General features: G+C 72.0%; 13 protein-coding genes. 12 read left to right on the top strand and 1 reads right to left on the bottom strand.

What is annotated here, in order from left to right:
- The first annotated feature begins 4 nt into the window (after positions 1-4).
- The 6 genes from ACWDZ7_RS02095 (at position 5) to ACWDZ7_RS02070 (ending at position 3,751) form a co-directional block, all read left to right on the top strand.
- Positions 5-1,003, top strand: a complete 999-nt coding sequence (locus ACWDZ7_RS02095; protein ID WP_451794038.1) for a type II secretion system F family protein — start codon at positions 5-7, stop codon at positions 1,001-1,003.
- Positions 1,000-1,929 carry a type II secretion system F family protein gene (locus ACWDZ7_RS02090; RefSeq protein ID WP_451794037.1) on the top strand — a complete coding sequence of 310 codons (930 nt, stop codon included), beginning with the start codon at positions 1,000-1,002 and terminating at the stop codon, positions 1,927-1,929. Before ACWDZ7_RS02095 ends, ACWDZ7_RS02090 begins: the two co-directional genes overlap by 4 nt.
- Before the next feature lie 66 nt (positions 1,930-1,995).
- Positions 1,996-2,241 (top strand): hypothetical protein, encoded by a 246-nt coding sequence (locus tag ACWDZ7_RS02085; RefSeq protein ID WP_451515221.1) that lies wholly within the window; start codon positions 1,996-1,998, stop codon positions 2,239-2,241.
- 57 nt (positions 2,242-2,298) lie between these two features.
- On the top strand, positions 2,299-2,760 hold the full coding sequence (locus tag ACWDZ7_RS02080; protein WP_451794036.1) for a TadE family protein: 462 nt from the start codon (positions 2,299-2,301) through the stop codon (positions 2,758-2,760).
- The gene (locus ACWDZ7_RS02075) at positions 2,760-3,197 is read left to right on the top strand and encodes a TadE/TadG family type IV pilus assembly protein (RefSeq protein WP_451794035.1); all 438 of its coding nucleotides are present in this window, start codon (positions 2,760-2,762) and stop codon (positions 3,195-3,197) included. The genes ACWDZ7_RS02080 and ACWDZ7_RS02075 overlap by 1 nt, the downstream gene beginning before the upstream one ends.
- Positions 3,198-3,295: 98 nt before the next feature.
- Positions 3,296-3,751, top strand: coding sequence for a TadE/TadG family type IV pilus assembly protein (locus ACWDZ7_RS02070; RefSeq protein ID WP_451794168.1), 456 nt, complete (start codon positions 3,296-3,298; stop codon positions 3,749-3,751).
- Between the two features lie 10 nt (positions 3,752-3,761).
- Here the strand turns inward: ACWDZ7_RS02070 and ACWDZ7_RS02065 are convergent, their stop codons facing one another.
- On the bottom strand, positions 3,762-4,112 hold the full coding sequence (locus ACWDZ7_RS02065) for a hypothetical protein (RefSeq protein WP_451794166.1): 351 nt from the start codon (positions 4,110-4,112) through the stop codon (positions 3,762-3,764).
- A gap of 212 nt (positions 4,113-4,324) precedes the next feature.
- Between ACWDZ7_RS02065 and ACWDZ7_RS02060 the strand changes: the two genes are divergently transcribed.
- The 6 genes from ACWDZ7_RS02060 to ACWDZ7_RS02035 all read left to right on the top strand — a co-directional run bounded on the left by ACWDZ7_RS02060 (position 4,325) and on the right by ACWDZ7_RS02035 (position 14,068).
- Positions 4,325-7,408 (top strand): BTAD domain-containing putative transcriptional regulator, encoded by a 3,084-nt coding sequence (locus ACWDZ7_RS02060; protein ID WP_451794034.1) that lies wholly within the window; start codon positions 4,325-4,327, stop codon positions 7,406-7,408.
- A gap of 75 nt (positions 7,409-7,483) precedes the next feature.
- Positions 7,484-8,203 carry a prepilin peptidase gene (locus ACWDZ7_RS02055; protein ID WP_451794033.1) on the top strand — a complete coding sequence of 240 codons (720 nt, stop codon included), beginning with the start codon at positions 7,484-7,486 and terminating at the stop codon, positions 8,201-8,203.
- Positions 8,204-8,274: 71 nt separating this feature from the next.
- Positions 8,275-9,474 (top strand): cyclic dehypoxanthinyl futalosine synthase, encoded by a 1,200-nt coding sequence (gene mqnC, locus ACWDZ7_RS02050; protein WP_451794032.1) that lies wholly within the window; start codon positions 8,275-8,277, stop codon positions 9,472-9,474.
- 7 nt (positions 9,475-9,481) lie between these two features.
- The gene (locus ACWDZ7_RS02045; RefSeq protein ID WP_451794031.1) at positions 9,482-10,081 is read left to right on the top strand and encodes a hypothetical protein; all 600 of its coding nucleotides are present in this window, start codon (positions 9,482-9,484) and stop codon (positions 10,079-10,081) included.
- A 287-nt stretch (positions 10,082-10,368) separates the two neighbouring features.
- Positions 10,369-11,064: a demethylmenaquinone methyltransferase gene (locus ACWDZ7_RS02040; protein ID WP_451794029.1), complete on the top strand. Its 696-nt coding sequence runs from the start codon at positions 10,369-10,371 to the stop codon at positions 11,062-11,064.
- Positions 11,065-11,242: 178 nt separating this feature from the next.
- The gene (locus ACWDZ7_RS02035; protein WP_451794027.1) at positions 11,243-14,068 is read left to right on the top strand and encodes a zinc-ribbon domain-containing protein; all 2,826 of its coding nucleotides are present in this window, start codon (positions 11,243-11,245) and stop codon (positions 14,066-14,068) included.
- The last annotated feature ends 1 nt before the right edge of the window (position 14,069 follow it).

Below are 14,069 nucleotides of genomic sequence, written 5' to 3'. Positions count from 1 at the left end.
CGACATGAACGGACCGGGCTCCATGGGCGGCCTCTTCTCGCTGCCCGTCCTGTACGCGCTGGGCTGCGGTGTCGCAGCGGGCGGCGGCATCGCGCTCCTCGTGATCGCGATCCGCGGCCTGCCCGCCAAGCCGGCCCACGAGAAGCACAAGGCGAGCGAGCGCGCGAGCGAACTGATCCGGTTCGCGGGCCGGCGCGGCTCGCTGGCCGCCGGTGTCGGCCTGGTCGTCCTGCTCCTCACCCGCTGGGCGGTGGCGGGCATCGCCGCCGGCATCCTCGTCTTCTTCTGGGACAAGCTCTTCGGCGGCGCGGCGGAGGAGCGCGCGCAGATGAAGCGCGTCGAGGCCCTCGCCGCGTGGACCGAGTCGCTGCGCGACACGATCGCGGGCGCGGTCGGCCTGGAGCAGGCGATCCCGGCCTCGGCGCGCGCGGCGGCGCCGGTGCTCCGCCCCCACCTGGACGCCCTGGTGGACCGTCTGCGGGCCCGCACCCCGCTCCCCGAGGCGCTGCAGATCCTGGCCGACGAGATCGACGACGCGTCGGCGGACATCATCGTCGCGGCGCTCATCCTCAACGCCAAGCTGCGCGGCCCCGGCCTGCGCCAGGTCCTCGGCGCGCTCGCCAAGTCGGCGCGCGAGGAGGTCGACATGCGCCAGCGCGTGATGGCGCAGCGCGCGTCGACCCGCCGCTCGGTGCAGATCGTGGTGGCGGTCTCGGTGGCCTTCGTACTCGGCCTTTCCATCTTCAACCGCGAGTTCGTCGAGCCCTACGGCACGCCGGTCGGCCAGCTCGTGCTCGCCATGGTCTGCGCCTTGTTCGCGCTGGGCTTCTGGTGGCTGCGGAAGCTGTCGACGGTGGAGACGCCGGACCGCTTCCTGGTCAAGGACGTGCCGGGCGTGCAGTTCGTACGTCCGCGGGGACCGGCGGGCGCCGCCGAGCAGGCTCCGCAGCCGGTCCAGCAGGGCCTGCCCGGCTACTCGAACCCTGAGGGGGTACGTCGATGAGCCTGACGACGCCGATAGTGATCGGCGCGGTGCTGGGCCTCGGTGTCTTCGCCCTCGTACGCGCCCTGATGCCGACCAAGCGCAGCGCGGTCGCCACCGTCGCCCGCATCGACGCGATGCGGGCGCGCGGCGCGGCGTACGAGTCGCACCGGGCCATCTCGGACACGGAGAAGCCCGGCCGCATCGGCTCGATGCGGACCCGCGTCGGCATGCGCGTCGCGGACTTCTACCTCCAGCAGGGCTGGGAGCAGCGGTCGCTGCGGGCCGACCTCGCGGTCCTCGAACGCAGCTGGGAGAAGTTCCTGGCGACGAAGGTGCTGCTCGCGGCGGTCGGCATCTTCTTCGGCCCGTTCCTCTTCGCCATCGTCTGGACGCTCGGCGTCGGCCGCAGCCCGATCATCCCGGTGTGGCTCGCGCTGATGTTCGGCGCGCTCTTCTTCTTCCTGCCCGACCTGGAAGTACGCAGGGACGCGGCGGAGAAGCGGCGCGATCTGCGCCGCGTCATCGGCGCCTATCTGGACCTGGTGTCGATGAGCCTCGCGGGCGGCCGCGGCCTGCCCGAGGCGCTCATGGCGGCGGCGGAGGTCTCCGACGGATGGGCGACGCAGCGCATCCGCAGCGCGCTGGCCGACGCCCGCATCACCGGTGTCAGCCAGTGGCAGGCGCTCGGCGCGCTCGGCGAGGAACTGGGCGTCGAGGAACTGAAGGACCTGTCGGCGTCCCTGGCGCTGGTGGCGGACGACGGCGCGAAGGTACGCGAGTCGCTCGCGTCCCGCGCGGAGACGATGCGGCACCGCGAGCTGGCCGAGATCGAGGGCAGTGCGGGGGAGAAGTCCCAGTCGATGCTGGTGGCGCAGCTGCTGCTGTGCGCGGGGTTCCTGGTCTTCCTCATCTTTCCCGCGGCGATGCGCGTGTTCCAGGTGTAGCGACCCATGCCACCCCGCACCCGACATGCCACCCCACACCCGACCCATCCGAAAGGACAACTCATGATGAACGGACGGAACTTCAGTCACCCGGCTGTCGACTTCCTCGTGACCTTCCTGAAGGGCCGCGTCCAGCGCGCCCGCTCCGGCGAGCTCGACCGTGGCGCGTCCGCGGTGGAGTGGGTCATCATCTCGGCGGTCGTGGTGGCGATCGTCGGCGTCGTGGCCGCGGTGATCAACCTGGCGCTGAAGGACGGCGCGGAGAAGGTCAGCGACTGCATCAAGGGCGCGGAAGCCAGCGGCACCTGCTGACCTCGGCACAGCTGACGACGGACGACTGGCCGCTGACGGCATGGTGAAGCTGACGGCATGGTGAAGGGTGACGGGGTGCGGGGACCGCGTGGATTCGTACGCCGCAGGGTGGAGACCGCCTCCACCCGCGGCGAATCCGGCATGACCGCGATCGAGTTCGTGCTGCTGACCCCGGTCCTGTTCTTCATGATCTTCGCGACGGTGCAGTTCGCGCTGTACTTCTTCGCGGACCATGTCGCCCAGGCCGCCGCCCAGGCGGGCGCGCGCAAGGCCCGTGCCACCGCCGACGAGAACGCGGGCGGCTGGCGGGGCGAGGCGCGTGACGTGGCCGACGCGTACATCCGCCAACTCGGCCCGAAGCTGGTGCTCGGCCCGGACGTGAAGACCATCCAGCCGGAGCAGAACACCGTCGGCGTCGAGATCACGGGACGGGTGCCCACGGTCTTCCCGGGGCTCGACCTGACGGTGCACGCGCGGTCGGCGGGCCCGGTGGAGCGGTTCGTGGAAGGTGACGGCTGATGCGGCGAGCACGCCACATATGGGCCGGGGTCCGGGAAGGCGCGGACCGGGGGCTCTCGACCGTCGAGGTCGTGATCCTCGCCCCCGTCATGATCCTCTTCATCCTCGTCCTGGTGGCCTTCGGTCAACTCGTCGACGGCCGGGGCGCCATCGACGGAGCGGCGCGGGACGCGGCGCGCGCCGGGTCGATCCAGAAGGAGCACGGCACGGCGATGGCGGAGGCGAGAAAGGCGGCGAGGGCCGACCTCGCGGACGTCTGTTCCGGCCCGGTCTCGGTCGTCCAGAAGAGTGACGGTTTCGACCCCGACGTGGACCCCTTCTTCACGGTCGAAGTGAGCTGCGAGGTCAAGGGCTTGGCCATGCTGGGCCTGGACGTCCCCACGACGCTGGAGGCCAGCTTCAGCTCTCCGCTTGACCCCTACCGGAGGTCGGCGTGACGGGGCCGCACCGGGCTGTGCGCGACGTGCGCGGCGTACGCGACGTGCGCGACGTGCGCGACGTGCGCGACGTACGCGGCGTATACGACGTGCGCGGCATACGTGACGTCCGCGCTTGGATCAGTTCCCGTCGCGAACGCCTCGACGACCGGGGCTCGGGCGCCGGTGCCGTCATCATCTTCGCGATCGTCTTCCTCACGCTCTCCGCGTTCGTGATCGACGGCGGGCTCTCCATCTCCAAGCGGGAGCGCGCCGCGGACATCGCGGAGCAGGCCGCGCGCTATGCCGCGCAGGACCTGGACACCGAGGGCCTCTACGAGGGTGCCAAGGGCGCGCCCATCAACTACGAGAACTGCGGCGCCCGAGTCCGGGACTTCGTCGAGGAAGCGGGACTGATCGCCTCGGACGTCGCCAACACGCACTGCGTGACGGCGAACGCGCAACAGGTCGAGGTCGAGGTCCAGATGACCTACAGCCCGGTGTTCACCGGCATGTTCTACGGCGGCGACATCACGGTGAAGGGCCGCGCGGCGGCGGAGAACGAAGTCGGCTGAGTGAACTCGGCTACTTCGCGCCGCCACCGTCCTTGCCGCCCTTGCCGCCCTTCCCGTTCACCTTCACCGCGTCGTTGACCTCCTTCGCCAAGTCGTCGTCGAGCTTCTTGAACTCGCGTACGACCGCGTCGGAGAGGTCCGCCAGCTGGTCCAACTGCTGGCCGATGTCCTCGCGGCCGTCCTCCCAGTTGGACTCGAAGTCCTCCAGGGAGTCGTACACACCGCCGTCGCCGATGTCGTCGCGGTAGGACTCGAAGATCTTCTTGGTGCGGTTCATGCGGTCCTTGATGGAGCGCAGGCGTCTGCCGTAGTCCTCCAGGTCGGTGATCGGAACCGCGAGGTCGCTCTTGCCCTTGCCCATAGTCATGTCCCCCTTGGGTGATTCACCGCGTCCCGCCGACAGGAAGCGGCGTCGACGACGCTACCGCGTGGGCCGGGAACCGTCTCCGGCCGAGATCGCGTCGGTGGACAGGGCGGAACGGTTCCCCTTCCGTACCATCACCTCAGTAGGCTTTTGTTACTACCACTCACCCCTCTATCCACTCCTCCCCACAGGACACCAGGACACCCGACATGGCGCGCACCACCTCACGCTCGACGAGCCCGCCTGATCCGCGGTCGCCGCGGAACCGGACGCCGCAGCCTCTGCCCCGGCGTCGGCGTTCCCTCGGGGATTTCGTCAAGGCCTTCCTCGCCTTTGTGGCGTTGGCCGTGCTCCTGGTCGGTGTGCCCGGAGCCCTCGCGGTGTTCGTGGGGTGGCCGCTGCCGGGTGGGGCGCCCTCGCTGAGCTGGTTGCAGCAGGAGATCACCGTCGGCACGTTCATCAACGTGCTGACCGTCGTCGTCTGGTTCGCCTGGGCGCAGTTCACCGCCTGCGTACTCGTCGAGATAAAGGCCGCGCTCTCCGGCGTCGGGATCCCGAGCCGGGTGCCCGGCGCCGGTGGCAGCCAGATGCTCGCGCGGCAACTGGTCGCCGCCCTCCTCCTCGTGGGCGCCACCGCGGCCAGTTTCGCGCCGGGGCTCTCGCAGTTCGGGCAGTCGTTGGAGGGGAACCAGAAGCCCGCGTCCGCCGCGAGCGCCCAGCAGACCCCGGGGGGCCTCTTCGGGCAGGAGCGGCAGCAGGCCGCCGGCGCCGCCGACGCCCTCGCCGCGCAGGCCGAGCAGGCCGCCGCGCACGCGGACGGCGGCAGCGGCGCCAAGGACGGGGACACGAAGTACTACCGGATCCAGCCGCCCGAGGGGCGCCACCACGACTCCCTGTGGGAGGTCGCCGAGCGGCACCTGGGCGACGGCCGCCGGTACAAGGAGATCTACCAGCTCAACAAGGACCGCGAGCAGCCCGACGGTTCGAAGCTCTCCGAAGCCAGTCTCATCCGGCCGGGCTGGATCATGGAGATGCCCGCGGACGCGCACGGCGGCGAGCTCGTCGAGATGCCCGACGAGGCGCCCAAGGTGTCGCAGGACGTCAAGGAGCAGATCTCCGACTACTCCAAGACCGGGGACCAGCGACAGGGCGGCGGCGGCCGGCAGGGCAGTGGGGAACAGGGGGGTCAGCAGGGCGGCGGCAGCTCCGTCGACCGCGACACCGCGCACATCGTCCTCCCCGAACAGCGGCCCTCCGCGCCGGAGAAGCCCGCGATGCCGCAGGCCCCGGCCACGCCCGAGACACCCGCCACGCCTGAGGCACCCGCCACGCCCGAAGCCCCCTCCGCCACCGGCGGCAGTCAGTCCGAGGGCTCCGGCTTCGGGCTGCCCGAGGCGCTCCTCGGCGCGCCCCTCCTCGCCGCCGGTCTGCTCGGTGCCCTCGGGCGCCGTCGCCGGCACGCCCTGTGGCAGTCGGCCATGGGCGCGGTCGGCGGCCGCCGCGGCATGCAGCCGCCGACCCCGACCGGGGACGCCGCCGATGTGCAGGACGCGCTGCTCGTGGGCGCCGACCCCGAGGGCGTACGCCTGCTCGACCTGTCGCTGCGCGGCCTCGCCGCCTCGCTCGCCGAGGAGAACCGCGCCCTGCCGACCGTGTACGCGGCCTGGCTGAGCAACGGCGACCTGCACCTCCAGCTCGCCCAGCCCGCCGGACGCCCGCCGGCGCCGTGGCAGCTGGGGCAGGACCAGACGTTCTGGATGCTGGCCCGCACCGACGCCGAGCGGTACGAGGACGCGGACACCGCCGCGCCCTACCCGGGGCTCGTCAGCCTCGGCACCCTCGGCGCCCCCGAGGAGTCACGGCTGCTCCTCAACCTGGAGTCCGTACCCGGCATCGTCTCGCTGAGCGGCGGCGAGTCCGACCGCGCCGCCGTCTTCGCGTCGGTCGCCGCCGAACTCGCCACCAACGGCTGGTCGGACCGCATGACCATCACCGTCGTCGGCTTCGGGCAGGACCTCACCCCGCTCGCGCCCAACCGGCTGCGGCACCTGGAGGACGTCGAAGCCCTCCTGGAGACCATGGAGGCCGAGACACGGCAGCGGCGCGGCGCGCTCGGCGCCGCCGGACACGACTCCGTGCTCACCGGCCGCACCGGCCCCGCCCAGCACACCCGCTGGGCCCCGCACCTCGTGCTCCTCGCCGCTGAACCGACCGGCGAGGACGCCGCCAAGCTCGCCGAACTCGCCGCCGACGCCAGCCGTCTCGGCATCGGCTACCTCGTCGGTACGGAGTCGGGGGATCTGCCCGGCGCCGCCTGGCAGATGGAGATCACCAGCGCGGGCAAGCTGCTCGCCCCGCTGCTCGGCCTCGAACTGGAGGCCCAGACGCTGCCCGAGGCCCAGCAGCGCGCCGTCGTCCAGCTCTTCACCGAGGCCGCCCCGGACAGGGACGGCCACCCCACGGGCCCCGACGACGGGCCCGCGGGCGCCGCGCCGCCGTTCCTCGTCGACGTCACCGAGCAGGGGCGGCCCGCGGTCTACGCCCGCCTCGTCGGTACGTACGAGATCATCGGCCTCGACACGCCGGACGGTGAGCGCAGCGCGCTGATGCACGAGGCGCTCGCCCTGCTGCTCCTGCACCGCGAAGGCGTCCACCCCCGGGTCCTCGCGTCCGCGCTGTGGCCGCGCGGCGTCACCGAGGACGTGCGCGACGCGCTCGTCGAGCGGCTGCGCGAGTGGCTCGGCACCGACCCCGACGGGGCGCCCCGGCTGCGGGCCAATCAGAACGGGCGGCTCACGCTCGCCAAGTCCGTCGTCTCCGACCTGGACGTGCTGCGCTCGCTCTACCACGAGGCCACGCGGGGGCGCGGCGCCGGCAACCGTGCCGTGCGCGGGCGGATGCTCACCGACGCGCTGGTGCTCGTACGCGGGCCGCTGCTCGCCGACCGGCCGCAGGGGCGGTACGGGTGGCTCACGCACGAGATCATCGACGCGCAGCTTCCGTTGCTCGTGGCCGACATCGGGCTCGCTCTGTCCGAGTTCCACCTGGAGAAGGGGCGGGTGGAGAAGGCGATCGAGGCGATGAACGCCGCGCTGGGCTCGGCGCCGGGGGACGAGCGGCTGTGGAATGAGTTGCTCCGGGCCACGGCCGCCACGGAGGATTCCGCTCGGCTTCAGCGGGTGGCGGCGGATCTTCTCGCGCGGAGCGGGGCGCGGGGGCTGCCGCCCCGGACTGAAGCCTTGCTGGACGAGCTTCTGCCGACCTGGCGCAGTGGACTTTCGGCGGTGGGGTGACGGAGGCGGCTGGACCGCCGGTTCGCGGCGGATGCCCCCTGCCCACCCGTTGCCCCGCGCTGAATGGTGACCGTCATGACCGCCCTCCTCGTCCTCCTCGGCGGCCTCTGGGGGGCCCTCGCCGGGACCCTCGTGCCCCGCGCCGCCTACCGGCTCTCCGTCAAGCCCGACGAGAGCTGGCGGCGGGAGTGTCCTGAGGGGCACCCGCTCGGTGGCTGGGTCGGGCTCGCGAGGTGCGGGCACGGGCGGTCGTACGGGCCCAGCACCGCCCTGGTCGCCATCGCCACCGCGGCCGTCTGCGCCGCCCTCGCCACCGCCACCGGCACCCGGCCGGAGCTGGGCGTCTGGCTCCTGATCGCGCCCTTCGGCGTGCTGCTCACCGTGGTCGACCTCGGAGTGCACCGGCTGCCGGATGTCCTGACCCTTCCGCTCGCCGGGGCCGCGCTCGTGCTGCTCGGCGGCGCCGCGCTGCTGCCCGAGCACGCGGGGGAGTGGACAGGGGCGCTGTACGGGGCGCTCGCGCTGGCCGGTGCGTACTTCGTGCTGTTCCTCATCAACCCCAACGGCATGGGCTTCGGCGACGTGAAGCTCGCCCTCGCCCTGGGGGCGGTGCTCGGATGGTACGGGTGGGGCGTGCTGCTGCTCGGGACCTTCGCCGGGTTCGTCCTCGCCTCGCTGTACGGCATCGGGCTCGTCGCCGCCCGCCGCGCCGGGCGGAAGACGGCGATCCCCTTCGGGCCGTTCCTGCTGGGCGGCGCCTTCGTGGGAGTGCTGCTCGGGGCGTACACCGCCTGACGTCAGGGCCCTGGAAGGGCTGGCGTACGCTGGCTTGGTCCGTCCACAACCCTTACGAAAGGGACGCCCCGGTGACCGAGAAGGCCGACCTTCAGTCCGTCCTCGACCGTGCCGCCGCAGGTGGGCGGATCACTCCCGAGGAGGCGCTCGCCCTCTACCGGGACGCCCCGCTGCACGCCCTCGGCGCCGCCGCCGACGCCGTGCGCCGCCGCCGTTACGCCGGTACGGAGCACATCGCGACGTACATCATCGAGCGCAACATCAACTACACGAACGTCTGCGTGACGGCCTGCAAGTTCTGCGCCTTCTACGCCGCCCCGAAGGACACCAAGAAGGGCTGGAGCCGCGACCTCGACGACATCCTGCGCCGCTGCGCGGAGACCGTCGAGCTGGGCGGTACGCAGATCATGTTCCAGGGCGGTCACCACCCGGACTACGGCGTCGAGTACTACGAGAAGCACTTCGCCGCGATCAAGCAGAACTACCCGCAGCTGGTCATCCACTCGCTCGGCGCGTCCGAGGTCGAGCACATGGCCCGCATCTCCAAGGTCTCCGTCGAGGAGGCCATCAAGCGGATCAACGCCGCGGGCCTCGACTCCTTCGCCGGCGCCGGCGCCGAGCTGCTCCCCGCCCGTCCGCGCAAGGCCATCGCCCCGCTCAAGGAGAGCGGCGAGCGCTGGCTGGAGATCATGGAGATCTCCCACAACCTCGGTGTCGAGTCCACCTCCACCATGCTCATGGGCACGGGTGAGACCAACGCCGAGCGCATCGAGCACCTGCGGATGATCCGCGACGTGCAGGACCGGACGGGGGGCTTCCGGGCCTTCATCCCGTACACGTACCAGCCCGAGAACAACCACCTCAAGGGCCGTACGCAGGCGACGATCTTCGAGTACATCCGCATGATCGCGATCGCCCGCATCTTCCTCGACAACGTGGCGCACATCCAGGGCTCCTGGCTGACGACGGGCAAGGAGGCCGGCCAGCTCACCCTCCACTACGGAGCGGACGACCTCGGCTCGGTCATGCTGGAGGAGAACGTGGTCTCATCGGCCGGTGCCAAGCACCGCTCGAACCTCCGCGAGATGATCGACATGATCCGCACGGCGGACCGTGTACCGGCCCAGCGCGCCACCACGTACGAGCACCTCGTCGTGCACGACGACCCGGCGAACGACCCGGTCGACGACCGCGTCGCCTCGCACATCTCGTCCACCGCGATCGAGGGCGGCACGGCTCACCCGGAGCTGAAGCTCCTCGCCGGCAACTGAGGCCGCCTTGCTGACACTTCACGTCGCCGAACACTCGCCTGAGGCGGCGGTCCTGGCCGACGGGGCGATCATCGCCGCGGTCGGCCCGTACGAGAGTCTGGCGGCGGCGCATCCGTCCGCCCGCGTCCGTCGCTGGCCCGGCGTCCTGACGCCGGGTCTGCTCAACCCGTACGGCCCCGAACTCCTCGAAGCCACTTACCACCCCGACCCGCGCGAGGCCGACGAACTCGGCACGGAACCCATCGCGGGGGAGCGCGCCCGTGCCATCTTCCGCGCCGACCCGTCGCGCCTCGGCGCCAGCGCGCGGCGCGGCGTGCAGCGGCTGCTGGCGCACGGCACGGTGGCCGTGGCGGGCGAACTGCGGGCCCGCCCCGTCATCGACGCGGTCCGCAGAGCAGGCCTGGCGGTAGGCCGCCGCCCCCCAAAACTCCCAGCGCCACCCTCCCTCTCGCCAACCCCCCTGATCCTCCTCCCACCCCTGACCAAGTCCGCCCCCGCCCGCTTCGCGATCTTCGACGTCCCCACCCGAGCGGACCTGCCCCGCCGAGGCACGTCAACATGCGTGGCGACGGTAGTGGCCGGCCGTTTGGTGTACAGATCCCGCTGACCACAAGGGGGAGGGGCGCAGCCCTCCCAGGGGCGCGGGGAACGGCGCGACCAGCCACGAACAAACCCGCACCCGCCGAGCGAGAGCACGAGGCAGACGCGCCGCACAGGGCCCGCCGCAGGCGAAGGGGGGCGCAGCCCTTCCAGGGGCGCGGGGAACTGCGCGAGCAACCACAAACAAACCCGCACCCGCCGAGCGCCAGCGTCACGCAGACGCCCCCGCGAGAAGCCCGCCGCAGGCGAGAGGCCCCCGCCAAGAGAGAAGACCGGCCTGACACAATAGGCCGGGTGACCCGCGCCTCATTGGACAAGCAGCCGCACGACGTCGCCACGATGTTCGACGACGTCGCGGAACGATACGACCTCACCAACGACGTGCTCTCCCTCGGCCAGGCCCGCCTCTGGCGCAAGGAGGTCGCCAAGGCCGTCGACGCGCGCCCCGCGCAGAAGGTCCTGGACCTCGCCGCCGGCACCGCCACCTCCTCGCAGCCCTTCGCCCAGGCCGGCGCGTACGTCGTGCCCTGCGATTTCTCGCTCGGCATGCTGCGGGTCGGCAAGGCCCGCCACCCCTGGATGCCGTTCACGGCGGGCGACGGCACGAAGCTGCCGTTCAAGGACGACACCTTCGACGCCGTCACCATCTCCTTCGGGCTGCGCAACATCCAGGACACCGACGCGGCCCTGCGCGAGCTGTACCGCGTGACGAAGCCGGGCGGACGCGTCGTGATCTGCGAGTTCTCCAGCCCTACGTGGAAGCCGTTCAGGACGGTCTACACGGAGTACCTGATGCGGGCGCTGCCGCCGGTCGCCCGCGCGGTGTCCTCCAACCCCGACGCGTACGTCTACCTCGCCGAGTCGATCCGCTCCTGGCCGAACCAGCCCGCGCTCGCCGCGCGCCTGCGGGACGCGGGCTGGTCGAAGGTGGCCTGGCGGAACCTGACGGGCGGCGTCGTGGCACTGCACCGGGGATTCAAGCAGCGCTGAACGCGCGGCACGCTCCGTAACGCTTGAGTTGAGAACAGGGATCTGGGTCCGGGCGGGAACCGGCCACCGGGCAAGATGTGTCCGTTGATACGACCCTCGCCGGAACTTATACGGCTCTTACAAGTGGGTCGGTCCTTCCCGCTCGCGGGTGATCTCCTGGACTGTGACGGAGCGTTTGATGGCGTCGTACTGCCCGCACTGTGGGGCACCTGCCCCCGACGAGGCCCGCTTCTGCATGAAGTGCGGCAAGGAACGCCTTCCCGAGCCGCCGGCACCGGAGGCGCCGCCCACTCCAACGAAGGCCCCGGAGCCAGCAGTTCCGGCCACCGACAACAGCAGCGACACGGCCGCCACCCCGCCCCCACCCGCGTCACCACCCCCACCGACGTACACCCCCACTCCCGCTCCCACCGCACCCTTCGCCGTCGGCGCCTTCTTCGGGCGGGCGTTCCGCGGCGACTGGGCGGGAGCCGCGCAGGCCGCGCTCTGGCCCATCGCGCTGCTGCTCATCGGCGCCATAGGCATCGCCATCCCGGCGTACGGACAGGACGACGAGGTGGTCGTCGACTTCACCGACCGCCTGCGGATCAGCCTCGCCCTGCTGCTCCAATCGGTGGGCGGCGGCTTTGAACTGACGGGCAGTGAGCAGCGACCGGGCTTCGGCGAGAGCGAGTCGAATGGAATGGGGCCGGGCGGACTCGGGTCGGACGCCTCCGGGTCCGCACTGGAAGGCGCCGCCTCCCTGCACCTGGTCCCACTGACGGTGACCGCACTGTGGATCGCGGCGCTCTTCATCGGCGTACGCGTTCTGCGCAACCGCCTTATCGCGCGGGGGCACGGTCACCTGGGCGGTCACCAGGGCGGCGGCACGGCCGGGCTCGAAGCGGCGCTGCGCGTCGCGCTGTTGGTGACCGCGGGCGTGCTGGTCCTCGCGCTGTTCGCGCAGCCCGAGATCGAGGGCATCGAGCTGTCGTCGTCCCCGGCGCTCGCCGCGCTCGGCGCGCTGGTGCTCGCGCTCGTCGTCTCCTGCGGGGTGCTGCACCGCGATGGCCCGGCCGTTGCGAGGCCCGGCGCACAGGCTGCCGTCCGGGTCGTCGGCACCGCGCTGCGCGCCCTGGTCGTCGTCCTCGTACTCTGCTCGGTCGTCGCCTTCATCAGCCTCGCCCAGGTGGACGACCTGAAGGAGATCACCGACCTCGACGACGACGGCGTCTCGCCGCTCCTGGTCGCCCTGCTCATCCTGCCGAACCTCGCCGTCGCGGCGCTCGGCATCGGCTGGGGCGCCGCCGCGGAGACCTCCGTGCGCGGCAGCAGCTCACGGTACGGAGGCGGGTACGAGAGCGAGTCCTTCGGCCTCTCCGAACTGGGTGACGTCACCAATGACTGGGCGGTCGTCGGCGCGTTGGCGCTCGGCCTGGTCTGCGCGCTCACGATCGGCGTCCTCGCCGCGCGGCGCTGCGTCGGCCGTGGCGAACAACTGCTGTCCGCCGCCGTCTTCTTCGGGCTCATCCTGCTGCTCGCCGGGGTCGGCGGGTTCGGCGTGGAGGCGTCCGGCGCCGTCACCGGCGGGAGTTCGGGTTTCGGCGGAGCCGGCGGCGACGGCAGCGTGGAGGCCGGGCTCAGCGTCCCGGAGGTGCTGCTGTTCGGGTTGCTGTGGATCTTCGCGGCGACGCTGCTAGGGCCTTATCTGCTGCGGATGACGGGACAGAGCGACGCCCCGGCGGCGCCCGCGTACGCACCTGGGGTGCCGCCGCTTACGGCGGCTCCTGCAGGGACTCCCACCGACTCCGCGCCCACGGGGGCGACTCCTGCCGGGGCCGTGCCCGCTGACTCCGCGCTCACTGGGGCTGCTCCTGCCGGGGTTGTGCCCGCCGGCTCCGCGCCCACGGGGGCTGCTCCTGCCGGGGCCGTGCCCGCTGACTCCGCGCTCACTGGGGCTGCTCCTGCCGGGGTTGTGCCCGCCGGCTCCGCGCCCACCGGGGCGACTCCCGCCGACTCGGTGCCCACCGGGGCGAATCCCGCCGCGCCCACTTCCGCCGGGGCGACTCCCCCCGGAGCCGCCTCCACCGGGACCACTCCCGAGGAGGCCGCCGCGTACGTCACACAGTCCGCACCCGGCGCGCCCCCTCCCGGCGCGCCCATCGCATCCGGCACGCCCCCCACGGGCACCCCCACACCCGCGTACATTCCCAACCCCCATCACCCCGACCACCCCGTCCACCCCCTCCACGCCGTCCACCTCGGCCCCCAGCCCCCCGCCGCCACCAAGCCGCGCGGCCGTGTCGGCGTCTGGGTGGGCACGCTTGCCGGGGCCTTCCTCATCGGCGGGGGTGCGACCGCCGGCATTCTGGTCTGGCAGGACAGCGGCGACGACAAGGCCGACAACGCGGGACGGGACGACAAGCCCTCGGTCAGCCGATCCGAGGAGCCGAGCCGGCAACCGAACCAGGAACCGAACCAGGAACCGAGCCAGGAGCCCGGCCCCGCGACGTCGCAGGACACGGACAGCACGGACCCCGGAACCGCCGAAGAGGCCGAAGTCCCCAAGGGTTCCGAGCGCGTGACGGACTCCGAGGGCTTCTCCTTCGCGGTCCCGGAGGGCTGGACGCGGCAGTCCGTGGACCCGGAGCGGCCGGGGCAGATCACGTACGCGGGCTCCACCGGCCGCGAGGAGTTCCTCGTCGGCGTCGTCACGGCCGCGCCCTACACCTCGTACGAGAACTTCGCGAACATCGAGAAGCACACCAAGTCCGCCCCGGACAAGTCGGACTACGACCGGATCCGGATGGAGGAGAACACCTTCCAGGGGCGGGACGGCGCGATCTGGGAGTACACGTACACCGATGAGGCAGGCCGGACGATCCACGCCATCAACCAGAGTTACGTCGCGGAGAACGGCACCGAGTACGCGATCCAGCTCTCCTGGCGCGAGGACTTCTGGCCCGTCGGCGAGGGCGCGAAGACGCACCGGACCGCGCTGGAGACCTGGCGGCTGACGGACTGAA

It is taken from the genome of Streptomyces sp. NPDC003032, assembly GCF_053591415.1.
Note: the sequence above shows the minus strand (reverse complement) of the source record. Positions and strands in the feature narration are given on the sequence as shown.